We start from the raw sequence: 23234 nt of genomic DNA on the forward strand, positions 1-23234 counted from the left end.
GAAGACTGTGCTGCCGGAGGGACGCCAGCGGCGTGGCTGGGGTGGCGGCCCCACCGGACAGCGCCTCACCGTCACCGCCGGAACTCGCGGTAGGCGACCGTGCAAGCGGTGAGGGTCAGGGCTAACACGACGCCCACGTCGAGCGCGACGGCGTGCTCCCGGTAGTTGATGATGAAGCCGCGCAGGAGATCGATGGCGTAGGTCAGCGGATTCGCCCGCACGAGCAGCACCAGCCACGCCGGGAACACCTGTTGCTGCTGCTGCACGCTCAGGCTGGGGTCGAGGGGAAAGACGCTGCTCGCCAGGAAGTACAGCGGCAGGATCAGGGCGTTCGAGAACACGCCGAAGCCCTCGAAAGACTTCAACCGCGAGGCAATGAGGAGGCCGACCGCCGTGAACGCCAGCGACACGAGCAGCATCACCCCGAGGATGCCCGGCAGCATCGCGGGCGTGATCGCCACGTCCACGTAGGGGGCCAGGAGGAGGACCAGCCCGCCCTGCAAGGTGGCGACCGTCGCTCCCCCCAGCAGCTTGCCGAAGAAGACCGCGCTTCTCGGCACGGGCGAGGCGAACACCTCCCGGAAGAAGCCGAACTGCCGGTCGTAGATCAGGCTGACCGCCGACTGGATGCTGGGGTAGAGGATGTTGAGCACCACCACCGCCGGGAAGATGTACTGCATGTAGGTGAAGGGCACCACGAAGGTCGTCTCGCGCAGCCCAGTGCGGAAGTACGGCGTCAGCCCCACCCCGAAGATGATCACCCACAGGAGGGGGCGGCTGAAGGCCCCGACGAGCTGCCCGCTCTCGCGCACGCTGCGCTTGACCTCGCGCGACCAGATCGCGTAGAGGCAGGAGAGGTAATACCCGGCCCCCGTTGTCGCTGAGTAAGCCGTCACCGCGTATGCTCCCCGCCGCCCCGTGCAAAGGCGAGCGTGGCCGCCTCCAGACTGGGACGGTCTTCCCGCAGCGCCCGCCCGGTCAGGTCGAGAAACACGTCCTCCAGGCTGGGCGGCTGCACGCTCAGGCCTCCCAGGTCGCCGAGTTCGGGCGCGAGGCTTGCCATCAGGGGTCCAGCGTCGGGAACGCGCAGGCGGAGGGTGTCGCCGCTCCCCTCCACGTTCCCCGGATACCGCCGCTCCAGCCGGGCGCGCAACTCGGGGCGGGCGCCGCGCAGGGTGACGACCGTGCCGCCGTGCCGCTCCCTCAGTTCGGCGGGCGGCCCGAAGGCCAGCACCTCTCCCCTATCCACGATGGCGACGAGATCGGCCCCCTCCGCCTCCTCGATCTGGTGGGTGGTCAGCAGCAGCGACACGCCTGTCTCACGGCGCAGCTCGCCCAGGTACGTCCACACGGCGCGGCGGCTCTGCACGTCCAGCCCGGTCGTCGGCTCGTCGAGCATCAGGAGGGCGGGGTCGTGCATGACGCCGCGCGCGATCTCCAGGCGCCGTTTCATCCCGCGCGAGAGGATACGGGCGGTCACGTTCTGCCAGTCGTTGAGTTCCACCACGCCGAGGACGTGTTCTGCTCTTCGCGCACGTTCGCGGGCGGGCAGGCCGTAGATGCGCCCGTGGAAGTCGAGGTTTTCGAGCACGGTCAGCCGCTCGTCGAGGCTGGGTTCCTGAAAGACGAGGCCGAGGGTCCGTCGCACCCGCCCGCTCTGGCGCCGCACATCGAAGCCCGCCACCCGCGCCTCGCCCCCCTGGAGGGGGAGCAGGGTGGAGAGCAGGCTCACGAGGGTACTCTTCCCCGCCCCGTTCGGCCCCAGCAGGGCGAAGAAGGTGCCGCGCGGAACGTGCAGGTCCACCCCGCGCAGCGCCTGGATGTCCCCGTAGGCGTGCCGCACCCCCCGCACCTCGATGACGGGCTCGGTCACCGCCCGGGCCCCTCGTCCTTGTACGACTCGGAGGCGGGACGGCGGTCACTCACGCTCGCCACCGCGATTCCGGGTCGGTCGAGCCCGTGCTTGGCGAGAAGCCGCTGAATCTCGCCGCGCCGGATCAGGCGCACAATGGCCGAGTCGAGCTGGGTGCGCAGGCTGGGCCGGTCACGCCGCAGCCCGTAGATCACGTACCACGTCATGTTGGGCAGGGTCGTGACCGGAGTGGCGGTGAGCCCCACCTTCGCCAGGTCCTTCTGCCGTCCGTACAGTTGGGGCGCGAAGACGAGACCCGCCTTCGTCTTCCCCGTCACGAGGTCCTGCACGAGCCGGGCGGCGGTCGTCACCGGGCGGTCGGTGAATTGCCCTTTGCGGGTCGCGTACATGAAATAGGCGGGCAAACCGTTGCGTTCCATGCTCAGCGGCGTGGTCTTCGGTAGGGCATTCAGCGTCTTCACCTTGGGGTCACGGCTGGCGAAGACGTAGCTCACCTTGAGGTAGGGGCGGGTGGCGTACATCTGCTCGTCGGCGGGGTAGTCGAAGGCGGGGGTAGTGCTGCCCACGAGTCCCGGGTAGATGTCGCAGCGGTGGGCGAAGAGGCGCAGGAGTTCGAGGCGGTCGAGCGGTTGCGGCGAGGTGTCGAGGCCCGGCAGCGGCGTGCGGTGGACGTAGAACTCCGCCTTGCGCCCCAGCGAGCGGGCGACGGCGAGGGCGAGGTCCTGCTCGAAGCGCCAGATCGGGTTTTGCTGGTCGAGGCAGAAGAGCATGGTGTTGTCGGTCCGCAAGAAACCCGTGGTGCTCGTCGGCGAACTGGGGTCCTGCTGGGCGAGCGCGGGCCCCGGCAGCCCGAGGGCGAGCAGGGCCAGCAGCGGCTTGAGGCGGTTCATGGGCCCTCCTGGACGGGACGTGGCGAAGGGCGGGGACCCCGTGTGACAGGCCCCCGCCAACTTCTCCCCAATGCTCTCAATCGACGGCGAAGACCCAGAAGACCCCGCCGCGCGGCGTGTCCTTGGTGAGCTGCGCCATCGGCCCAGCCCACAGCGGGATCGCGCCGCCGTAGCCGCTGAAGACGCCGATGTACTGCTTGCCGTTCACCGAGTAGCTCACCGGCGTGCCGATCACGCCCGAGTTCGTCTTGAAGGACCACAGCTTCTTGCCATTTGCGGCGTCGAAGGCCATGAAGTCACGGTCAGCAGTGTTGCCGGTGAAGACGAGGCCGCCCGCCGTGGTCAGCACCCCGGCCCACAGGGGCGCGTTCCACGTCTGCTTCCAGACCTGCTTGCCGGTGACGGGATCGACGGCTTGCAGCTTGCCGACGTGGCCGAGGTTGGGCACCGGGCTCAGCTCGAACTCCGCGCCCACGTAGGCCTCGCCCGCCGCGTACTTCGTCTGGGCGCCCTTGATCGCCATGCACCACTCGTTGCTGGGGATGTACACCAGCCGCGTCTGCGGGGAGTAGGCGGCGGGCTGCCAGTTCTTGCCCCCCAGGAAGCTCGGGCAGGCGTTGACCTGCTTACCGATGTCGGGGCGGTGCTGCGGGTCCCAGATAGGGCGGCCCTGGGCATTCAGGCCCTTGTAGGCCGTGACGGTCACGTACTTGTTCGCACCCTTGTACGCCACGTTGCCGCCCGTCCGGTCGAAGAGGTACAGGTAGCCGTTGCGGTGCGCCGAGACCATCGCCTTCGTCGGCTTGCCGTTGATGTTGGCGTCGATCAGGATCTGCTCGTTCACCCCGTCGTAGTCCCAGGCGTCGTTCGGCGAGTACTGGAAGCCCGACTTGATGCGGCCGGTGCCGACGTCCACGGCGATCACCGAGGAGGACCACTTCAGGTCGTCGCTGGCCTTGCGGCGGGGGTCCATCCAGGGGCTCGGGTTCCCGGTGCCCCAGTACACGGTCTTGGTCGCCGGGTCGTACGAGCCGGTGAGCCAGGTGGGGGCGCCACCCTGGGCCGAGCCGCCCTGCGGGTAGCTCGCGGGGACGGTGGTGTAGCTCTTCCACACCGACTTGCCGGTCTTCGGGTTCATCGCCTCCAGGAAGCCCCGGATGCCGTACTCGCCGCCGTGGACGCCGGTGATGAGCTTGCCGTCGGCGACCAGGGGGGCGGAGGTGATCGTGTACCGCTTCTTGTAGTCCTCGATGGTGCGGTCCCAGGCGATCTTGCCGGTCTTGGCGTTGAAGGCGAGGATGTGGGCGTCGAGGGTGCCCATGTACACCATGTCGCCGTACACGGCCACGCCCCGGTTCACCACGTCGCAGCAGCTCGTGATGTCGTCGGGGAGTTCGCGCTCGTACTTCCACAGGAGCTTGCCGCTCGCGGCGTCGAGGGCGAAGAGCTTGTTCATGGGGGAGGTGATGAACATGACCCCGTTGTTCACGATGGCGGGCGCCTCGTGGCCCTCGGTCTGCCCGGTCGAGAAGGCCCACACCGGGCGCAGGCGGCTCACGTTCGCGGCCGTGATCTTGTTGAGCGGCGAGTAGCCCCAGTTACTGTAATTGCCCCGGTACATCAGCCAGTTGCTTGCCTCGGGGTTCTGGAGCCGGGCGTCGGTGACGCTCGTATAGTTCCCCACCTGCGCCGCGCCCCACGTGCCTGCCATCGCCAGTACCGCCGTCAGAATCCTTCGCATGGTGCCCCCTTTGAGAAGCTCGAAAGCCGAAATGGTGGACGGGTTCGGACGGCCTTACTTCGGCCCGATTTTGCCGGTGAACTCGGCGGCAGCCATCAGGTCCCCGCCTGCGCCCGCCTTGAGCGGCAGGGCGGCGAGGCGGCGGGGCGCGGGCCCCCCGAGGACGGTCGCGTTGTCGCGCGGGTCGAAGATCGAGCCGTGGCAGGTGCAGATGATGTTGCCCTTGCCCTGACCGAGCGAGCCGATCTCCTTGACCGGGCAGCCCTGGTGGGTGCAGACGCTGGAATAGGCGACCACGCCGCCCGAGGCGTTTTTCTTAGAGCTGTCCTTGATCTCGCTGGGCTTGAGCCGCACGACGACCACGCCCGATTTCATGGCGTCGCGGGGCTTTTTCGTGGCGGGGTCCACCGCCATCGCCCAGACGGCCACGCCCTCCTTCAAGTCGGCGGCCTTGACGGGCTGGCCCTTCTTGGGGCCCTCCTGGTACATCAGCAGGTCGCCGCTTCTGGCGGGGCTGCTCGCCGTCTGGGCCCCGGCGCGGTGCCCGAGGGCGACGGCGGCGCCGGTTACGGCGGTCAACTTGATGAAGGTGCGGCGGCTGGTCTGCGGCTTGGGGGGCGTGTCGGTCATGGACGTGTCCTCCGGGATGGGGCGGGGACTCAGCCGGACGTCTTGGGAGTGAGGGCGAGTCCCACGATAAAAATTTCGTGAAGCGATGTCAAACGGGGTCGAACGCGGCGAGGGCGCGGGGAGGTGGAATGGACGGACTCCTCCGTGAGCAGGTTGTGTGATCGTTTCCCAGTCTAGGAGGCCCGGGTTGGGGAAAGGTTGGTGGGCGGCCCCGCCACGTCCTCAGCCGCGACCACCCGCAATTCGCGCCGCCTCGGGAGCGCGGGCGAGCCGCCGCATGGCGACCACTCCCAGCAGCGGCCCCACCGCGAGGACCGTGAAGGCCAGCGACCAACCCCCCGCGCGCACGAGCACGGGCACGAGCGCGATGCTCGCGGCGGTGAGGGTGAAGCCCAGCGCGAGTTGCGCGGTCAGCGCCGTGCCCACGTAGGCGGGGTCGGCGACCTCGCTCACGATGGTGGAGAACTGCGCCGAGTCGGCGATGATCCAGAAGCCCCAGAAAAGGCTCAGCGCCAGCACCACCGGGGGCGCGGCGTGCGAGAAGGCCGCGAGCACGAGGGCGCAACCCCCCGAGAGCCCCATGGCGAGCGCGGTGAGCCGTGTGCGCCCCCAGCGGTCCCCGAGGACCCCGCCCGCGTAACAGCCCAGCGCGCCGACCCCCACGACCGCGAAGGTCGCGTAGGCGGCGCCCCGCCCCGAATCGGTCAGGCCACCCGCCGTGAGCACCCCGCCGAAGAAGGCCGCGAACCACGCCCACATCGCGTACAGCTCCCACATGTGCCCCAGGTAGCCCAGGGTGGCGAGCCCTACCCCCCGGCTCCGCAGGATGCGCCACGCCTGCGCGGGCCGGAACACGGCGGGCGGGAAGCGGTGCGGCCCCTCCCCCACCCGCGCGGCGATGAGTCCTCCCAGCGCGGCGAGCAGACTCGTCGTGAGGATGACGCCCCGCCAGTTCGCCCCCCCCAGCCCGTTCACGAGGTGCGGCAGCGCCGAGCCGAGGGTGAGCGCCCCGACCATCACGCCGAGGGCCACGCCCCGCCCGGTGCGAAACCACGCCGACATCGCCTTGAGCGCCGGGGGGTACACGAGCGCGAGCGCGGCCCCGGTGAGCGCCCGCAGCACCCCGGCGGCCACCGGACCCCCCGCCACGAGCAGCCCCAGGTTCGCCCCGGCGGCGAGGAGCGCCCCCGCCAGGATCAGCCGCCGGGGCGGCACCCGGTCGGCGAGGTTAAGCGCCGCACTCAGCACCGCCCCGGCCACGAAGCCGAGTTGTACGGCGAGCGTGAGCCAGGAGGCCGCCGCGTCCGTAAGAACCCACGCCGCCCGCAACTGCGGCAACACCGCCGCCGCCGAGAACCACGGTGCCATCGCCAGCACCACGGCGACCGCGAGGCGCGACAGGGCCGACCAGCGTCCCGGGGCAGCCTGGGCCGTCCCCTCCAAGGCAGGTTGTGACATGAGGGGCAGCATAAGGGGTGGCGACTGGAGCGCGTGGGGAACCGGGAAAGGAGGCGGGCCGCTCCCCTTACCTTTCCGGAAAGATAGACGGGGCGCCCCGTCACGTTTGCAGGAGAGGGGGAATGCGAATGCCCGCCAAGGCGCGAGGGGACCGCCTCGGGCTTGCGGCTGGCGCTGGGATGCTCTTCTTGCTCTGCTGCCGGGTTCCCAACCCCTCGTGGGGTGAGTTGTCCTGCTCCACCCTCGGAAGGGCGGAATCTCGGTGCTGTCCAGTTGTCCGTTCTTGGAGCGAATTACTCAGGGCTGTGAGCTGGGTGCACGACAACTGCATGTCAGACTACGGAACCGAACTTCCGTGGTGGAAACGAGCGGCGGCGCTCGACTCCCTGGAGGGCTGCCCTGACCTGTGGCCCGGTGCGGCCCCCCGGGGAGCCGAACTCTCAGCGAGTGCCGGTGAACTCGTTCCAGCGAATGGTGCCCGGATACTCCCGTGCGGAGAAAGAGTTCCCCACGTCCAGTTGCCCGGAGAAGGCCAGAACCGTCGTCTTGGCCTCCGTGTTGTACCAGCGGGCGATCAGTGTGCCGTCCTCCGTGACCCGGGTTCGTATGGTCTGGTAACCGGCGTTCTGAAGCAGAGCGTCCAGGTCCCGCATCCGCCCCTGACACTCGGCTCGCGTCAGGCTGGTTCCCGACATGGTGGCGAGCTGGCTGCCCAGGGTGTTGTCGGGTCCGACCTTCACGGTCGCCTGTCCGGCCCCGATCAGCAGGGCGGCGGCGGTCACTATGAACGATGAGCGGGAGAGCCAGCTCCTGGTGGTGTTCATGACTGTTCCTCCTGGGCAGGACGGCCCTGCCCCCGCGCTCCTCTGTCTGAATGCTGGGTCTGGACGAGGGTGGGCGCGAGGCGAGACGGGTTCACTGACGGAAGAGAGCGGGACGAAGAAGCCTACGGCCACGGTCGGCGGCAGTCTCTCTGCCGACCATGTCTACCGACGACCTCTTCCCCGAGCATCAGCCCCGGGCTGATACCGCACGGTAGGCTGGGGATGCCGCCGGGCACATCGTCAGAAGTAGGACCCTGACAGAATTAGGTAGTCGCCGCGTTCAGGGCGGACCCAGGCCTCGTGTGCCTCCCGGGAACCCGGGCAGATCGGACACCGACGGATGCTTCTCCGGCGGTCGTGTCACCGGGCGAGGCTCCAGGACGCGGGTTTCTCGCAGAACTACGCGGAGTCTGGTTCGGCCTGTTCGATGGCCCAGCGGGTGAGTTCCACCCGGTTGCGTAATCCCAGCTTCCCGAGCAGGTTGCCGACGTGCTTGCTCGCCGTGCCCGGACTGATGCCCAGCAGCCGGGCAATCCGGCGGTCCGGGTGGCCTTGCGAGACCAGCGCCAGCACCTCCCGCTCACGGGGCGTCAGGTCCGCTCCGGAGGCCGAACGCTGCGGGGGATGGCGTGGTCCCCGCGCCAGCCGTTCAGCCAGTTCCACCACGTCCGGCAGCCGCAGGTGCGTTCCGGCCTCCCAGGCATCCCGGAAGCCCGCTTCGCCCAGCGCTTCACGGGCCTGGGCTATGTCGTGCCGGAGCTGACGGTCCGGCACACTCGGCGCGTACTCAAAGGCGGGATCATTCACGAAGGCCGTGAACTGCGCCACAGCGTTCCAGTCCTGCAACCTGGCGGCCAGGAAGATCAGGCCCCAGCGCAGGACTTCCTCGGCCACACCCCTGAAGCCTTTGTCGGCGGCGTCGTGCAGGCAGGCGAGCAGCAGCGTCCGGGCTTCGGGCAGCCGGTGCAGGTGCAGCATCAACATTCCCATGACGGTCCCGGATTCGAGGTCGAACATGGCGTTGCCCGCCTCCCGGAAGTACTGCCGGGCCAGCGTGGCGTACTCCAGGGCCTCAGCGTGGCGGCCCAGTTCCAGCAGGGTCAGGGCGCCGTGCAGGTGAGCACTCGCCCGCAGCATCCGCTGTTTGCGGGTCTGAGGTCCGTCACCCACCCGCTCCCGGTACTCGCGCAGGACCCGCTGCACGGTCTCCCAGGCCTCCTCGCCGCGGCCCTCCTCCCACGCCACCGGGATGAGATTGAGGCTGGCCCAGGCCGCACTCTCCACGTCGCCCAGCTCACGGCACAGCGCCAGGACCTCGCGCAGACGCGCGTTGCGGGCCTGGTACTGCCCGACGGAATTCAGGCTGTCCACGCTGACCTCCAGCGCACGCAGCAGCACCCGCCGGTCAGCGGGCGCAGGCAGCGCGAGGACCCGTTCCACCAGCGGTACCTCCTGAACGAACAGGCCAAAGGGTGCCCACAGTGCCCCGACGACCCCCAGGTAGCGGTAGGCGAGGTCGGCCCGGCCCTGCTCGATCACCCAGACCATCCCGGCCCGGACGTTGGGATAGTGCGGCAGGTACGCCGCGCGGTCGTCGGTGTTGGTGTGTTCCCAGCGCAAGAAAAGCTCCTCGGTCATCTTCAGGAAATACAGGGCGTGCCGTTCGCGCCAGAGCGGGGCCTGAGGATGCCCGTCCAGGTGCTCGGCGGCGAGTTCCCGCAGGGGTTGCAGCATCCTCCAGCGCGTGTCGGGCGTGTCGAGGCGTTGCAGGAAGCTCTGCTCCAGCAGGGATTCGGCCCCGTCCAGCACGTCCGGCGATCCCCAGACCTCGGTCAGGGCCTCCGGGGTGAAGCTGCCCTCGAAGACCGCGCAGCACTCGAACACGGCCCGGTCGTCCTCGCTCAGCAGGTCGTAACTCCACTGCACGGCCGCCCGCAGCGAGCGCAGCCGTTCCGGACGGTCCCGGAAGTCCGCTCTCAGAACCTCCAGAGGACGCTCCAGCCGGGCGAGCAGGTCCGGGAGCGCGTAGGTCCGCAACCGGGCGGCGGCGAGTTCCAGGGCCAGCGGCACCCCTTCGAGAACTCCGCAGAGCCGGATGACCTGCGCCGTGTTGAGGGCGTTCAGTTCGAAGGCGGGTGAGGTGGCCTGGGCCCGCGCCACGAAGAGCTGCACGGCGGGGCTCGACGCGGCGTGCTGGGCGCGTTCCGGCAGGGCCAGCGGCCCGACCGGGTACTCCCGTTCGTCGTGCAGGTGCAGCGCCGAGCGGCTCGTCACCACGAGCTGGAGGGTGGCGGTCTCGGAGAGCAGGTCGCCCAGGTGCGACGCGGCCGGGAGGAGCTGCTCGAAATTATCGAGGACCAGGAGCGTCCGGTGCTGCCCGGTGAAGTCGAGGATCAGCCGCCCGGGCGGCAAGGAACGGTCGTGCGCGGGGAGCGTCGCGGCGACGGCGCCGAGCACCTCGGCCGGGTCACGCAGGTGGGTCAGGTCCACGACCTGAACGTGATCGTACTCGCCGCGAACCGCGTGGGCGAGGTGCAGGGCGAGGGCCGTTTTGCCGATGCCGCCGGGGCCGCGCAGGGTGATCAACCGGGACCCGCCCCGCAGAAGCCGCGCGAGGTGCTTCAGGTCGTGCTCGCGGCCGAGGAGGGGGCCGAGCCCTGCCGGAAGCGGCGCCGCCACCCGACGGTCCATAGCCCAGTGTAGACGAGGAGGCCAGGGCGCCGCGTGACCGAAAGGCCGAGGGACCCTCCCGCCGGGGAGGTCCCCGACAACGAGCCCGCGCCTCCTCCTAGCCTGATCCTGGGGCGTCCCGACCGACTCCTCGTCACGTCCGGCCTCACGACTTCCAGCCCCTACATCTCCCCCAGCGCCGCCCGCCGGGCCCGGACCATCGGCAGCCTCGGGTCACGCGGGGCGAGCAGGGTTTCGAGGTCGAGGAGGAGTTCGGAGTCGTCGAAGCGGTTGGTGTAGCGCCAGAGCAGTTCGGGGTCGCCCGAGCGCGACACGGCCTCGCGCAGGGCGGCGTCGAGGTACTCGCGCCAGTAGGTGAGGAGCGGCGAGGCGCTGTGGGGCAGGAGCGGCCCGTTGTACGTGTCGAGCGCCCGCCCGGGGTGGCCCGAGAGCAGGGCGGCCTCGACGTTCAAGGCGTCGAAGCTTACTTCCAGCGTCAGGCGGTAGGGGCGGGAGGCGACGGCCCCGCCGAGCAGGGCGCGCAGGGTGCTGATCTCGGACTTGAGGGTGCTGAGGCTGACGGGCAGGTCGCCGTACACGTGCGCGTGCATGGCGTCGAGGGTGAGCCCGTTCGGGCACAGCGCCATCACCGCCAGCAGCTCGTGCTGCCTCGGCGTGAGGTGCAGGGGGCGACCACGCAGCAGGGCGCGCGGCGGGCCGCACAGCCGCAGGGTCAGGCCCTCGGCCGCGCTCTGGCCCGCGGTCAGCCCCGCCTCGATCAGGCCCGCGTAGTGCCGGATGCTCGCCAGCCCGAGCGGCGTGCTGCGCTCCCAGGTCGTGCTGAAGTCGAGGACGCCCAGAAGCTCCCCGGACCGGGGGTCGCGGATGGGCGCGGAGTAGCACACCCAGTCGTGGACGGTCTGGACGTAGTGCTCGGCGGCGAAGACCCGCACGGCCTGCCGGGTGCGCAGGGCGAGGGCAAGGGCGTTCGTGCCCACGCTGTACTCGTCCCAGTGGCCGCCGGGCACGAAGTTGATGCCGCTCGCCAGGCGGTGCATCCGCTCGCTGCCGCTCGTCCACAGGAGTTGCCCGCCCGCGTCCCCGATGGCGACGATCAGGTCGCCGTCCTCGGCGAGGCCCGTCAGTTCGGCCAGGAGGGGACGGCTCGCGTGTTCCAGCCGGGACTCCTGCCAGGCGTGCCGCACGTCGGCGTCGTTCTCGACGGGCGCCGAGACCCGCTCGGGGGGCACCGTCTGGGCGGAACGGGCCCACGACGCCACCACCTCGTCGGGGATGGGCTCCCTGGGCACGGACTCCTCCGGCCGCGAGGTGATGTACTGCTGCCAGGCGCGTTCCAGCCGCTCACGCTCCCGGATGAGCCGTTCGTCCATGCTGCCTCTGTGCAGGGGGGTGTGGTGCCAAGGAGGTCCGGTTCCGCAGGCACGGTGGGGCCGTGCCGTCTGTCATTGAATTGAGCCCAATTGATAGCCCCAACCTAGCACAGTCCCCGAGCCGGAGGTTGGAAACAGGTTGGGACCCTCTGCGACACGGCTTGCAAAGTTGCAATGCCGGGGTTCGTGCGGCTAGCGTGGGGGTATTCAGGTTCGCAGCGTCCGGTTGCCGGGCCCGCCACAGAGGCGGGAGTGCGGCCCGTCACCGCTTCTCAGACGGAGGTGCAGCGTGGCTCAGCAAGGAAAGAAGGGACGATGGGGGCCGTGGGCGCTCGCCGGGGCGCTGCTCCTCGCGGGGGGGGCGGGGGCGCAGACACGCACCGTCAACGTCGGCCTCCAGGCGGGCGGCACCCTCTCCTGGGTCACCTACGCCATCGGATACTTCGGCATCGACCGGGACCTGGGGCTGAAGGTGAACGCGAGGACGTACGCGAGCAAGGACGCCACCCGCGTCGCGCTGCGCTCGGGGGACACGCAGGTCGTCGTGGACGACTTTCTGGAGGTCACGCTGCTGCGCTCCCGTGGCTTTCCCGTCACCGCCGTGTACCCCTTCAGCCTCCTCACGGGCGGGGTGATCGTGCCCGCCGCGAGCGACATCCGCACGGTCGCCGACCTGAAGGGCAAGACCATCGGCGCGACGAGCCTCACCGACAAGACGCTGCTGCTGCTGCGCGCCTACGCCCGCGCGAAGGCAGGGTTCGACCCCCAGACCGCGGCCCAGGTCGCCTCGGTGCCGAGTCCCACGATGGACCAGTTCATGGGCCGGGGGGAGATTCAGGCGGCCCTGCCCTTCTGGCACCACGGCGCCCGCATGGTGAGCACCGGGAAGTACCGCCAGCTCATCTCCACGGGGGACCTCCTGCGCGGCCTGGGCCTGAAGCCCAACGTCCCGCTGCTGTACCTCGTCGCCCGCAACGACACCGACCCCGAGACGCTGCGCCTCTTCGTGAAGGCCGTCCTCCTCGCCGAGGAGCGGATGAAACAGGACGGCGGGTACTGGGACGCGATGCTAAAGGAGGGGCTGTACAACCTGCCCGACCGCGCGCAGCTTCCCGCCCTGCGGACCCAATGGGCCGCCGGGTTGCCGAAGGGGTGGAGCGCCGCCGATCTCAACAACACCCTCCTTCTCACCCGCCGGATGATCGAGGTGGCCGGGCCCGACGTGGTGGGCCTGAACCGGCTGGACACCCGCGCCTTCGACACCCGCTTCCGGCCCTGAGCCATGCAGCGCGTCCAGCCCCACCGCGCCCAAGCCGCGCCCGCCCGCCGTCCGCGGTGGGGGCGCCGGGCACTGCCCGCGCTCGGGCTGGGGCTGCTCGTCCTCGCGTGGCCGCTGGCGAGCGCGGCGCTGGGAGCGGACGTCTTTCCCGGCCCCGGCGAAACCCTGCGCTTCCTGGCGCGGGAGGCCGGGCGGGGGACCCTCTGGACGAACGTGGGGATCACGCTCTGGAGGGTGCTGGCGGCCTTCGCCTTCGCGCTGCTCTTGGGGGCGCCGCTGGGGTGGGCGCTGGGCACACATCCCCGGTTCGCGGCGCTCGCCTCCCCCTGGCTGGCGGTCGGGCTGACGGTGCCGCGCATCCTGATCCTGCTCGCGGCGTACCTCGTCGTGGGGCTGAACGAGCGGGCTCTCATCGCGGCGATCACGCTGATCCTGCTGCCCACCGTCGCCGTTCAGGTGCGGGAGGGGGTGCGGTCGCTCGACCCCCGGCTCTCCGACATGGCGCGGGCGTTCCGGGTCTCCCCGGGGCAGACCCTGCGCCACGTCACGCTGCCGCAACTGTGGCCCGCCCTGCTGGGGGCGGCGCGGGTGACGCTGAGCCTCTCGTGGAAGATGGTCGTGTTCGGCGAGGTGTTCGGGCGCACGAGCGGCGTGGGGTACATGATCGCCTTCTACTTTCAGCAGTTCGAGATGCGCGGCATCCTCGCCTACGGCCTGGTGATGACGCTGATCCTGTCGGCGGTCGACTACGGGCTGGCCGCGCTGGGCGAACGGGTCTTCGCGTGGCGGAGGACCGGGTGAACGGGGCGCTCGACTTCCGGGACGTGGCGGTGCGCTACGGGTCCGCTCCTCCCGTCCTCGCCGGGTTGAACCTCGGCGTGCGGCCGGGCGAGGTCGTGGCGGTGATCGGACGCAGCGGGTGTGGCAAGACGACGCTGCTGCACCTCGCCGCCGGGTTGCTCGCCCCGCAGGCGGGAACGGTGGCGTTCGGCGGGGAGGCGAGGGTCGGGTACGTCTTCCAGGACGCGCGGCTCCTGCCGTGGCTCACCGTGGAGGACAACCTGCGGCTCACCAGCCCACCGGAGCGTCACCCCTTCATCGGGGCGGAACTCGTGAGGGTGGGGCTCGGCGGGCTGGAGCGGCGGTATCCGGGGGAGCTGTCCCTGGGGATGGCGCAGCGGGCCGCCGTCGCCCGCGCCCTGCTGCTCCGGCCCAACCTGCTCCTCCTCGACGAACCCTTCAGCGCGCTCGACGAGCTGACGGCGGGCGAGCTGCGGGCCGAACTCGCGGGGCTGCTGCGCGAGACGCGGGCGACCACCCTGCTCGTCACCCACAACCCGGCCGAGGCCGTCTTCCTCGCGGACCGGGTGGTCGCCCTGGCTGGAACGCCCGCCGCCGTCCGGGGCGAGGTGACGGTCACGCTGCCCCGCCCCCGCGACCCGGACGACCCCGCCGCCGCCGTCCTCGTGCGCGAGGTGCGCCGTCTGCTGACCGGCGAGGGGGTGAGGGCGTGAGGGTGTGCCGCGCCCTCCTCCCGCCCGCCCTCCTCCTCGGCGGGGCCTGCGCCCAGGGGGTGCTGCCCGGCGTGGACCTCGCCTGGCTCGCCGACGAGCGCGGCATCATGCTGGAGACGCTGGGGAGGACGGCGGGGCGGCTGGGGACCGCCCTGGGAGTGGGCCTCCTGCTCGGGACGGCGCTCGCGGCCCTGATGCGGTCGAGCCCCCGGGTCGAGGCGTGGCTGACCCCCTGGGTCCTCACCCTCCTCGCCGTGCCGTGGGTGCTCATCCTGGTGGCGATGAACCTGATTCCGACCCTGGGAGTGCGCGAATCGAGCGGGCTGGGGGTGGCCGCCCTCGCCACCGCCGTGCAGGTCTTCGCGCTGGGGCGGCGCAGGCTGGAGGAGCGGCGGGAGGCGTACCTGCGGCGGGCGCTGTGGTACGGCTTCACGGCGGTGATGGCGGGGGAACTCCTGGCGCGCGGGGACGGGCTGGGGGCGAAGATTCGCTTCTACGCGCTGTTTACCCAGTTCGACCACCTCGCCGCCTACGTGCTCCTCGCCGGGGGGCTGTGGCTGGCCTTCGCGCTGCTCGGGCGCGTCCTGCTGCGGGCGCTGGGCCGCTCGTTCCTGGGGCGGGGGGCATGACGCGGGAGACGCCTTCCCTGACTACCCTCGTGCGCGGGGTGCGGCGGCGGGAGACGGGGAGGCGGCGCTGGGGGCGGGTGGCGTGGGCCGTGGCGGCGGGAGCCGGTACCTTGGCACTGTTCGGGCTCTGGCAGGTCGTGCGCGCCCCGCTGAGTCTGCCTCCGGTTTCGGCGCCGCTGGCAACAGGCTTGGCCGGAGGGCTCGCTGCGCTGACGCTTCTGGGATTGGAACTGCGGGCCTCACCCCCGAATGAGCGGGAGGCCGCCCGGCTCGCCGACCGCCGCCTGGGGCTCCACGACCTTCTGGGCACGGCGCTGACCCTGCCGGAGACGGCGAACGACCCGCTGGAGGCCGCCCTGCACGCCCGCGTCCGCGCCCAGGCGGAGGCGGCGGCCCGGCCCCTGCGCCCGGCGAATGTGGTGCCGCCCCCCTCACTGGCCTGGGGGCGGCTGCCCGGCGGGCTGGCCGCGCTCGCCCTGGTGGCGTGGCTGGTTCCGCCGCTGCGCGCACCTGTGCGACTTGTTGCCAGTGCAGAACCTCGTGCAGAGGCCATTCGTACTCAGGAGCCGTCCAAGACAGCCTCCGGGGGAACAATGACCTTACCGTCCTCCGCCACCACTCCTCAACCCACCCCAGATGAAGTGGCGGAGGCCGAGGAGAAGAAAACGGAACCCTCCACCCCCCAGGCTCAGGCGGGGACGGAGCGTTCGGGGGGCGCCGTCACGACCGCAACGGGCACCGGGGGCCGCGCTCCCGGCCTCGACCGACCGCGTGAGGCCCGGAATGCCCTCGTCAAGGAGACCACCACGCCGGGTTCGGAGGCTCACCCGGGCGGCGGTTCCACCCGCGACACCCCCTTCGGCTCGCGGGAGAGCGGCAGCTTCAGCGAGCAGGAGGCGAGGAGCAACCCGGACGCCCTCGCCGCCGCCCCCTACGACCCCAGCGCGCCGGGCAGCGGGACCCAGAAGCAGAAGAGCGGCGGGGCCCCCGAGGAGCGGCGGGCCTCCGGCGGGCGCGGGGTGGAGAGCGACGGCGACGACCGCTGCGCGCGGGACTGCCTGACGAACAACGACATGAACCGGGGCTCGGCACCGCGCGCGGCCAAGCCCCCCGCCCCCGACAACCGCAACCAGAGCGGCACGAGCGACAGCGGCGGCGGCGCGGCGGGCAGCACGAGCGGCGTCGGGCTGGGGCAGGGGCGGATGGCGGCGGTCACCGTGCGTTTCCGCCAGCGGCTCCTCGCCGGGAACGAGAGCCAGGGCGACCGGGTGCGCGTCCTCGCCGCGCCGGGCACCTCGCCCCCCATGGCGTCCCCCGGCGCGGCCACCGCCGGACCCTGGACTCCCCAGGCCGAACCGCCCCTCACCCCCGACGACATCCCCGCCGCCGCGCAGGACACGGTGAGCGCGTACTTCCGGAGGACTCCATGACTCATGCAGCACCCCCAGACGCAGGGGCACAGCCCATCCTTGCCCGCGTGGACGAGCGGCTGGACGCGCTGCGGCGCGCGAAGGCCGCCATCCACGAGGTCGTCGTCGGGCAGGGCGAGGTGGTGGATCAGGTGCTCGTGGCGCTCCTGGCGGGCGGGCACGTCCTCGTGGAGGGGGCGCCCGGCATGGGCAAGACCCTGCTCGTCCGCACCGTCGCCGACGTGTTCGGCCTGAAGATGGGCCGCGTCCAGTTCACCCCCGACCTGATGCCCGCCGACATCACCGGCACGCTCGTCCTCGCCCCCGACGAGCGCGGCGTGAACCGCCTGGAATTCATGCCGGGGCCGATCTTCGCGCAGCTCCTCCTCGCCGACGAGGTGAACCGGGCGACGCCGAAAACGCAATCGGCGCTGCTGGAGGCCATGCAGGAGGGCACGGTGACGGTGGCGGGGGAAGGACGCCCGCTGCCCCGTCCCTTTTTCGTGCTCGCCACGCAAAATCCCATCGAGCAGGAGGGTACCTACCTCCTGCCCGAGGCGCAGCTCGACCGCTTCTTCTTCAAGGTGGACGTGCCCTTCCCCGACGCGGACGTGCTCGGGCGGATTCTCGCGCAGACGACCGGGCTGGACGCCGCACAGGCCCGCGCGTGCCTGACGCCCGCCGAACTGCTCGACGCGCAGCGGACGGTGCGGGCGCTGCCCGTGTCACCTGATGTGGTGGAGGCGATCTCGCGGCTCATCGTGAGCACCCAGCCCTCGCGGCCCGAGAGCGGGGCGGAGGTGCGGCGTTACGTGCGTTTCGGGGTCAGCCCACGCGGCGCGCAGACACTCGTGCTCGCGGCGAAGGCGCAGGCGATGCTGTCCGGGCGGGCCCACGTCAGCCTCACCGACGTGCGGGCCGTCCTGCTCCCCGCCCTGCGTCACCGCTTCCAACTGAACTTCGAGGGAGTGGCCTCGGGCGTGGACAAGGACGCCCTGCTGGCCCGGCTGCTGGACGCCCAGGCGGGCTGAGCATGGAACTCCCCCCCGCCCTGCAACAGGAACTCGCTCGCCGCCGCCTCACCGCGCCCCACGCCCGCGCGCAGGGTGGGGTAGGCGAGCGGCCCTCGCGGGCGAAGGGCGCCGGGATCGAGTTCGCCGACCACCGCCCCTACCAGGCGGGAGACGACATCCGCGCGCTCGACGCCGTGGTGACCGCCCGGCTGGGCACCCCGGTCGTGCGCGAGTTCGTGGTCTCGCAGCAACTCCCGGTCCTCGTCGTGCTCGACGCGAGCGCGAGCATGCGGGTCGGACAGCCCCCCAAGTTCGACCTCGCGGCGGGGGTGGCGGGGGCGCTGGGCTTCGTGGGGCTGGCGGGCGGGGACGCAGTGCAGGCGGTGACCTTCGGGGCGGGGGTGCGCGTCTTGCCCCGTCTCCAGGGGGTCAACCGGGCGACCGAATTGCTGGGTTGGCTGGGTCAGGCCCGGCCGGAGGGGGAGGGCACCCTGGAGGACGCGCTGGGCCGCACCGCCGCCCGCACACCGAAAGGCGCCCTCGTGATCCTGGTGGGCGACTTCCTCTCCGAGGACGCCGTGCGCGCCCTGGGCACCCTCCACGCGCGCGGGCAGGAGGTTCTAGCCGTGCAGGTCCTCGCCCCCGAGGAACTCGAACCCGAGCGGCTGCGCGCCTCTCCCGGACGGGCCGACCCGCTGCGGCTGGACGACGCCGAGAGCGGGGGCAGCGCGGTCGTCACCCTCGACGACGCGACCTTGACGCGCTACCGCCGGGCGCTCGACGCCTGGACCGCCGAGTTGCGCGGCAGCCTCGCCCGACACGGGGGCCGCCTGGTCCAGGTGCGCGCCGACCAGCCCCTCGGGGAGGTGGTGCTGCGTGAGTTCCTGGCGCGCGGCATCGTCCGATGAATCTTGCCCAGCCTGGGTGGCTGCTCCTCGCCCTCCTCGCCCTCCTGCTCGCCTTCCTGCACCGCCAGCGGCGGGCGCACCGGGCGGCGGAGGTCGGCAGCCTGCACCTGTGGCGGCGGCTGGGGGCCGAGCACGCCCCCGAACGGGCCCGGCGCCTCCCGCGAATGAGCGCGGCGCTCCTGCTGCAACTCCTCGTGCTGGGGCTCGTCGCGCTGGCGCTGGCGCGTCCCAGCCTGGAACGGGACCCGGCGGGGCGGGGGGACACCCTGGTCCTCCTCGACGCCTCCCGCGCGATGCGCGCCACCGACGTGCGCCCCGACCGCTTCGGCGCCGCCGCGAGGGAGGCGTCCGGGCGGCTGGGCGGGCGGGTCACCGTGCTCCTCGTGGGCGATCACGTCACCCCGCTCGCGGTGGGCCGGGACGACCGGGAGGCGGTGCGCCGGGCGCTGCTCAGCTCACGGGCCACGGACGGCCTCGCGGACTGGGAGGCGGCGGGCCGTCTGGTGCGGGCCCTGCGGGGGGAGGGGCAGCCTCGGGTCGTCGCCCTCGTGGCCCCGTCCGGCGCGACCTCCGCCCGCTCCGCCCTCGCCGGGCTGGGCGCGGAGGTCAGGACGGTGGGGGGGGCGGTCACGAACGCCGCCCTCACCCGCTTCGGGGTCACGCCCGGGGGCGCGGGAGCGGCCTGGACGCTTCAAGGAGCCGCCCGCCTGTACGGCCCGCTCGCCGAGCGCACGCTGACCGTCACGCTGGACGGCCGGACCCTCGCGCGGCGCAGGCTGGCCCTCGTCCCGGGGCGGGACCTTCCCTTCTCCCTGAACTTCACTCCCGGCCGGGGAGGCGTCCTGCGGGCCTCCCTCGACGCCGACGCCCTCCCCGCCGACGACACGGCACAGGTTGTCCTTCGGCCCTCCCCCGTTCCCCTACGCGTGGCGATGATCGGAGAGGCGAGGGGCGACGTGCGCCGGGCGCTGCTGGCGCTGCCCGGCGCGGTCCTCTCGCCCGCCGACACCCTGAACGCGGATGCCGACCTCGTGGTGGTCACGCGCCCCGGCGTGACGGGGCAGGCCACGCGCCCGACCCTGTGGCTGAACGCCCCGCGCGCGGCGGGCCCGCCCGTCACCCCGACGGCCTGGGACGACCGCGACCCGCTGAGCCGGGGCGTCGCCTGGGCCGACCTGATCCTGCGCGTGGCGCCCGCCCGGGTGGAGCCCTGGCCGGACGGCTCCGCGCTGCTCTCCACCTCGTCGGGTCCCCTCGTCGAACGGCGGGAGACGGCGGGGGTGCCCGAGGTGCGGGTGAACTTCCCGGTCGAGGCGGGCTCGTGGGTGCGGTCGCCCGCGTGGCCGGTCTTCCTGCGGAACGTGGCTTTGACGGCCCGGCCCGACGCGGGCGAGCGGGTGGTGCGGCCCTGCACGGTGGGCGCCCCCTGTGCCCTGCCCCCCGGCCAGCCGCTGACCGACCCGGCGGGGCAGCCCCTCGCCATGACCGGGGGCCGCTTCACCCCCCTGCGCGCGGGCGTGTACCGGGTGGGCGGCGAGCCCCTGGCGGTCAACCGCCTCGCCGGGCCGGAGGCCGACCTGACTGCGCCCGGCGGGAGTGGACGGGCGGTCGCGGCAGCCCCCTCATTGGCCTTTCCCACCGGGCGCACCCTCTGGTTCCTGCTGCTCGGCCTGGCGCTCGCGCTGCTCCTCCTGGAGGGGATCCTCGCCGTGCGCGCCGAACCGGCCCTGCGGCGGGGGCGCTGGCGTGCCCTCCGTTCCCCCCAGCGGCGGATGCTCGCGCTCCACGCTCTCGCCGCCGTGCTGCTGGGGCTCGCCCTCCTCGACGTGCCGCTGCCGGGGCCGGGCCGCCCGCGCGCCTCCGCGCTCGTCCTGCCCCCGGACGGGGTAAATCCGTCCGGGTTGCCGAACACCGCGCGGGTCTGGGGCACCCCCGTCCCCCGGCTCACGCCTCCCACCGCCTCGTCGGCCACGGGGGACGTGGCGGCCGCCCTCGAACTCGCCGCCGCCCGCCTGCCCGCCGGGACTCAGCGAACCGTGCTCCTCGCGGGGGACCGCTGGCCCGCCTCGACCCGGCTGCCGGACGTGCTGGCCTCCCTGCGGGCCCAGGGGGTGACCGTCCACGGGTTGCCCGGTGGCGAGGCGCCCACTCTCGAACTGCGCGCCCTGAGCCTGCCGGGACGGGTGCCCGCCGGGCAGGCCTTCGCCCTGGGGGTCTCCGTCCGCGCCGCCCGGCCGCTCACCCTGGGCGTCCTCCTGCGGCGCGGCGACGTGCCCCTCCTTCAGGAGACCCTCCGGGTACCCGCCGGGGATACGCGCCTCGCCCTGCCGCTTCGGGAGGACGCCCCCGGGCTCGCCGGGTACACGCTGACCCTGAGCGCGCGGGAGGCGGAGGTCGAGGGCCGGGCCGCCACGCGGGTCACCGCGCCGCCCCGGGTGGCCGTGGTCGGGGGGGACGCCGGGGCGCGTGACCTGCTCGCCCGGGCCCTCGCGGTGCAGGGGCTGGAGGCCACCTCCCTCGCCCCCGCCGCTCTGCGGGCCACCGACCTGAAGGGGTACCGGAGCGTCGCCCTCCTCGACGTGCCTGCCCGCGCGCTGGGCCCGGAGGTCAGGGCGGCGCTGCCGGGCTGGGTGGGGCGCGGCGGCCACCTCGTGATCGGGGGCGGGCCGCGCGCCTTCGGGCCGGGGGGCTACCCGGGCACCCCGCTCGAAGACCTCTCCCCGCTGTCGAGCCGGGTGCCGCGCGACGCGCCTCGCCTCGCCCTGGGGCTGCTCCTCGACAAGTCGGGCTCCATGAACGAGCCCGTGGCCGGGGAGATCACCAAGCTCGACCTCATCAAGGCGGCGGGGCTCGCGGCGGCGGGGCAGCTTCACCCCGGGAGCGACCTCGCCGTGATCGCCTTCGACACCTCCCCCAAGGTCGCCGTGCCCCTGGGGCGGGTGGGCGACCCGGCGCGGGTCCGGGCCCAGATCGCCCGCATCGAGGCCGAGGGCGGCACGGTCGTCTGGCGGGCGCTGGAGGCCGGGCTCAAGCAGCTGGGCGCCTCGAACGCGTCGAGCAAGCACCTGATCCTGCTCACGGACGGCATCGACGGCGGCATCTTCAACCCTGAGGACTACGAGCGGCTGGTGCGCCGCATCCGGGCGACGGGGATCACGGTGAGCACCGTGTCGGTGGGAAGCGGGATGCACGTCCCCCTCATGCGCGACATCGCCCGCTGGGGGGAGGGCAGTTTCCACCTCACCCCCGACTGGCGCGATGTGCCCAGCCTGCTCGCCCAGGACACACTGGGCCAGGGCGAGCCCGCCGTCACGACGAGCCCGACCCGGGTGCGCTGGCTCGGCGAGGGGGGGGCGGGGCCGGGCGTGGTCGGCGGCTACACCCACACCAGCCTGCGGCCCGGCGCCACCCTGCTCGCGCGCGGCCTGGGGGGCGATCCCCTCGCCGCCTCGTGGCGGGTCGGGCTGGGGCGGGTGACGGCGCTCGGCACCGGGCTCGCGGGGGGCTGGGTCAACGCCTGGACCGCGCGGCCCGCCTACCCGGCGCAGGTCGCCGCCCTCGTGCGGGCCGAGGGAGGGGGCGGGGAGGGAGCCGGGGCGCTCGAACCCGACGGCCACGACCTGATCGTGCGCGCCTCCACCCCCACCGTCACCCTGGAGGGTCCGGGCGGCCCGCGCACGCTGGCGCTGCGCCCCGACGGCGCGGGAGGCTTCGTGACCCGGCTGGAGGCTCCGGCCCCCGGCGGCTACAGCCTCCCGGACGCCGCGCTCGGCCTGCCTGCTCCAGTGAGCGACCCGGCCCTGCTCCGCCGAGTCGTCGGGGAGACGGGGGGCCGCCTGCTGGAGACCCCGGAGCTGCCCCTCACGCGGGGCGGAGGCTGGGCGTGGCGCCCGGCGTGGCCCGCCTTCGCCCTGCTCGCGCTCCTCGCCTTCCTGCTGGGGCTGACGTTCCGCTACCTGCCGGAGGGCGGGCGGCGGCCGTGGTGGCGACTTCGGCGCTGAGGCCGGGGCCCGCCCACCTCAACCCGTGCCGCGCGTGAGACCGAAGGCTTCCAGGGCGGCGTGCGCCACCTCGTCGCCCGCGTCCTCCTGCACGAAATGGCCGGCGTGCGGGAACTTCAGTGGCGGCGGGCAGCCCCGGATGACCGAGCGCAGCAGGCGCACCGGCCCCGCCCTCGGGGGATTGTTCAGGGAATGCGGGGCGAAGTGGGAACCCGGCAAGTCGGCGAACGCCCCGTCGGGGGTGCGCAACACGTCGTCCATCGTTGGGCCTCCCCACAGCGTACTGCCCCCCGCGCTCGCCTATCCTGAGCGGCCCAGGGAGGAGCGCATGACATCACACAATGAGCAGCCCACTGAGCAGGTCGGCACCCGTCTGCTGTTCGAAAACGACCGGGTCCGCGTGTGGGACCTCGCGCTCGCGCCGGGGGAGGCGCTGGAGGCGCACGTCCACCGCCTCGACTTCTGCTTCGTGGTGGTGCGGGGCGGCGACTTGCGCCACGTCCACCCGGAGGACCCGGGCCAGGACCAGGACGTGCGCTATGAGGACGATCAGGTGGTCTTCCTGGAGGCCGGGGAGGGCCTCTTGCACCACCGGCTCGTGAATGTGGGCGGCGCGCCCTACCGCAACCTCGTGATCGAACTCAAGGACGGCCCGGCGCGGTCCTCGCCCCCCGGGCATCCATGAAGGGCAAGAGGCTGGTCCCGGGAAGGCGCACGGGGAAGACTGGCGTACCCTCGCGGCGGGGTCCACCCCTGGCCGAACTCCGCCCCTCTCCCCCATTCCCGAAGGACCGAACATGGGCTTGATCGTCGTCTCCAACCGTGAACCCTATGCCCCCCGCCGGAACGAGGACGGCACCCTCACCTGGGTCCCCTCCATCGGCGGGCTGACCGCCGCCCTCGACCCCGCCCTGCAACAGGCGGGGGGCACCTGGATCGCCTGGGGGGAGGAACGCGCGGACATCCGGGCGGTGGACCTGCCCCAGGAAGAGCCGCGTTACCGG

Annotated in this window: 20 protein-coding genes (1 of these 20 only partly in view); 10 read left to right on the plus strand and 10 right to left on the minus strand. The window is 72.5% G+C overall.

Annotated features, from left to right (window positions below; translation table 11 throughout):
- Positions 1-71 precede the first annotated feature (71 nt).
- From DAETH_RS20885 to DAETH_RS20925, 9 genes are all read right to left on the minus strand, one after another.
- Positions 72-896 carry an ABC transporter permease gene (locus DAETH_RS20885; RefSeq protein WP_264778546.1) on the minus strand — a complete coding sequence of 275 codons (825 nt, stop codon included), beginning with the start codon at positions 894-896 and terminating at the stop codon, positions 72-74.
- Positions 893-1873 (minus strand): ABC transporter ATP-binding protein, encoded by a 981-nt coding sequence (locus tag DAETH_RS20890; RefSeq protein ID WP_264778547.1) that lies wholly within the window; start codon positions 1871-1873, stop codon positions 893-895. The genes DAETH_RS20885 and DAETH_RS20890 overlap by 4 nt, the downstream gene beginning before the upstream one ends.
- The gene (locus tag DAETH_RS20895) at positions 1870-2763 is read right to left on the minus strand and encodes a substrate-binding periplasmic protein (RefSeq protein WP_264778548.1); all 894 of its coding nucleotides are present in this window, start codon (positions 2761-2763) and stop codon (positions 1870-1872) included. The genes DAETH_RS20890 and DAETH_RS20895 overlap by 4 nt, the downstream gene beginning before the upstream one ends.
- Positions 2764-2839: 76 nt before the next feature.
- Entirely contained in the window at positions 2840-4504 is a 1665-nt protein-coding gene (locus DAETH_RS20900; protein ID WP_264778549.1) for a PQQ-dependent dehydrogenase, methanol/ethanol family, read from the minus strand.
- 54 nt (positions 4505-4558) lie between these two features.
- Positions 4559-5134, minus strand: a complete 576-nt coding sequence (locus DAETH_RS20905) for a QcrA and Rieske domain-containing protein (RefSeq protein WP_264778550.1) — start codon at positions 5132-5134, stop codon at positions 4559-4561.
- 222 nt (positions 5135-5356) lie between these two features.
- Complete coding sequence (locus tag DAETH_RS20910; protein ID WP_264778551.1) at positions 5357-6592, minus strand: MFS transporter; 1236 nt, start codon at positions 6590-6592, stop codon at positions 5357-5359.
- A gap of 440 nt (positions 6593-7032) precedes the next feature.
- Positions 7033-7416 carry a hypothetical protein gene (locus DAETH_RS20915; protein ID WP_264778552.1) on the minus strand — a complete coding sequence of 128 codons (384 nt, stop codon included), beginning with the start codon at positions 7414-7416 and terminating at the stop codon, positions 7033-7035.
- A 399-nt stretch (positions 7417-7815) separates the two neighbouring features.
- A complete protein-coding gene (locus DAETH_RS20920) occupies positions 7816-10107 on the minus strand; it encodes an ATP-binding protein (protein WP_264778553.1) in 2292 nt (763 codons plus the stop codon).
- A gap of 161 nt (positions 10108-10268) precedes the next feature.
- Entirely contained in the window at positions 10269-11477 is a 1209-nt protein-coding gene (locus DAETH_RS20925) for a sigma-54-dependent transcriptional regulator family protein (protein WP_264778554.1), read from the minus strand.
- Positions 11478-11766: 289 nt separating this feature from the next.
- Here DAETH_RS20925 and DAETH_RS20930 point away from each other — a divergent pair, with 289 nt between their 5' ends.
- Genes DAETH_RS20930 through DAETH_RS20965 form a run of 8 tightly spaced genes read left to right on the plus strand, consistent with a single transcriptional unit; the run spans position 11767 to position 22230 of the window.
- The gene (locus DAETH_RS20930; RefSeq protein ID WP_264778555.1) at positions 11767-12756 is read left to right on the plus strand and encodes an ABC transporter substrate-binding protein; all 990 of its coding nucleotides are present in this window, start codon (positions 11767-11769) and stop codon (positions 12754-12756) included.
- A 3-nt stretch (positions 12757-12759) separates the two neighbouring features.
- Complete coding sequence (locus DAETH_RS20935; RefSeq protein ID WP_264778556.1) at positions 12760-13557, plus strand: ABC transporter permease; 798 nt, start codon at positions 12760-12762, stop codon at positions 13555-13557.
- A complete protein-coding gene (locus tag DAETH_RS20940; RefSeq protein ID WP_264778557.1) occupies positions 13554-14270 on the plus strand; it encodes an ABC transporter ATP-binding protein in 717 nt (238 codons plus the stop codon). The genes DAETH_RS20935 and DAETH_RS20940 overlap by 4 nt, the downstream gene beginning before the upstream one ends.
- Positions 14271-14272: 2 nt before the next feature.
- The gene (locus DAETH_RS20945; protein ID WP_264778558.1) at positions 14273-14899 is read left to right on the plus strand and encodes a hypothetical protein; all 627 of its coding nucleotides are present in this window, start codon (positions 14273-14275) and stop codon (positions 14897-14899) included.
- Positions 14896-16329: a hypothetical protein gene (locus DAETH_RS20950; protein ID WP_264778559.1), complete on the plus strand. Its 1434-nt coding sequence runs from the start codon at positions 14896-14898 to the stop codon at positions 16327-16329. Before DAETH_RS20945 ends, DAETH_RS20950 begins: the two co-directional genes overlap by 4 nt.
- Positions 16326-17339: an AAA family ATPase gene (locus DAETH_RS20955; protein ID WP_264778560.1), complete on the plus strand. Its 1014-nt coding sequence runs from the start codon at positions 16326-16328 to the stop codon at positions 17337-17339. The genes DAETH_RS20950 and DAETH_RS20955 overlap by 4 nt, the downstream gene beginning before the upstream one ends.
- Before the next feature lie 2 nt (positions 17340-17341).
- Entirely contained in the window at positions 17342-18229 is an 888-nt protein-coding gene (locus tag DAETH_RS24735) for a DUF58 domain-containing protein (protein WP_344870059.1), read from the plus strand.
- Positions 18226-22230, plus strand: a complete 4005-nt coding sequence (locus tag DAETH_RS20965; protein WP_264778077.1) for a VWA domain-containing protein — start codon at positions 18226-18228, stop codon at positions 22228-22230. The genes DAETH_RS24735 and DAETH_RS20965 overlap by 4 nt, the downstream gene beginning before the upstream one ends.
- Positions 22231-22248: 18 nt before the next feature.
- Here DAETH_RS20965 and DAETH_RS20970 read toward each other — a convergent pair whose 3' ends face one another.
- Positions 22249-22491 (minus strand): hypothetical protein, encoded by a 243-nt coding sequence (locus DAETH_RS20970; RefSeq protein WP_264778078.1) that lies wholly within the window; start codon positions 22489-22491, stop codon positions 22249-22251.
- A 67-nt stretch (positions 22492-22558) separates the two neighbouring features.
- Between DAETH_RS20970 and DAETH_RS20975 the strand changes: the two genes are divergently transcribed.
- Together DAETH_RS20975 and DAETH_RS20980 are read left to right on the plus strand one after the other, a co-directional pair.
- Complete coding sequence (locus DAETH_RS20975; RefSeq protein ID WP_264778079.1) at positions 22559-22915, plus strand: cupin domain-containing protein; 357 nt, start codon at positions 22559-22561, stop codon at positions 22913-22915.
- A gap of 112 nt (positions 22916-23027) precedes the next feature.
- Positions 23028-23234: the start of an alpha,alpha-trehalose-phosphate synthase (UDP-forming) gene (locus tag DAETH_RS20980; protein WP_264778080.1), read on the plus strand. 1167 nt of this gene lie beyond the right edge of the window; 207 of the gene's 1374 nt are visible here — the first part of the coding sequence; it begins with the start codon at positions 23028-23030; its stop codon lies off the right edge, out of view.

The sequence above is a fragment of the Deinococcus aetherius genome, from assembly GCF_025997855.1.
Classification (GTDB): domain Bacteria; phylum Deinococcota; class Deinococci; order Deinococcales; family Deinococcaceae; genus Deinococcus; species Deinococcus aetherius.

Coding starts and splice junctions, on each gene's coding strand:
- DAETH_RS20895 (WP_264778548.1), bottom strand. CDS start 2,763: ATGAACCGCCTCAAGCCGCTGCTGGCCCTGCTCGCCCTCGGGCTGCCG.
- DAETH_RS20900 (WP_264778549.1), bottom strand. CDS start 4,504: ATGCGAAGGATTCTGACGGCGGTACTGGCGATGGCAGGCACGTGGGGC.
- DAETH_RS20905 (WP_264778550.1), bottom strand. CDS start 5,134: ATGACCGACACGCCCCCCAAGCCGCAGACCAGCCGCCGCACCTTCATC.
- DAETH_RS20910 (WP_264778551.1), bottom strand. CDS start 6,592: ATGTCACAACCTGCCTTGGAGGGGACGGCCCAGGCTGCCCCGGGACGC.
- DAETH_RS20915 (WP_264778552.1), bottom strand. CDS start 7,416: ATGAACACCACCAGGAGCTGGCTCTCCCGCTCATCGTTCATAGTGACC.
- DAETH_RS20920 (WP_264778553.1), bottom strand. CDS start 10,107: ATGGACCGTCGGGTGGCGGCGCCGCTTCCGGCAGGGCTCGGCCCCCTC.
- DAETH_RS20925 (WP_264778554.1), bottom strand. CDS start 11,477: ATGGACGAACGGCTCATCCGGGAGCGTGAGCGGCTGGAACGCGCCTGG.
- DAETH_RS20935 (WP_264778556.1), top strand. CDS start 12,760: ATGCAGCGCGTCCAGCCCCACCGCGCCCAAGCCGCGCCCGCCCGCCGT.
- DAETH_RS20950 (WP_264778559.1), top strand. CDS start 14,896: ATGACGCGGGAGACGCCTTCCCTGACTACCCTCGTGCGCGGGGTGCGG.
- DAETH_RS20955 (WP_264778560.1), top strand. CDS start 16,326: ATGACTCATGCAGCACCCCCAGACGCAGGGGCACAGCCCATCCTTGCC.
- DAETH_RS24735 (WP_344870059.1), top strand. CDS start 17,342: ATGGAACTCCCCCCCGCCCTGCAACAGGAACTCGCTCGCCGCCGCCTC.
- DAETH_RS20965 (WP_264778077.1), top strand. CDS start 18,226: ATGAATCTTGCCCAGCCTGGGTGGCTGCTCCTCGCCCTCCTCGCCCTC.
- DAETH_RS20970 (WP_264778078.1), bottom strand. CDS start 22,491: ATGGACGACGTGTTGCGCACCCCCGACGGGGCGTTCGCCGACTTGCCG.
- DAETH_RS20975 (WP_264778079.1), top strand. CDS start 22,559: ATGACATCACACAATGAGCAGCCCACTGAGCAGGTCGGCACCCGTCTG.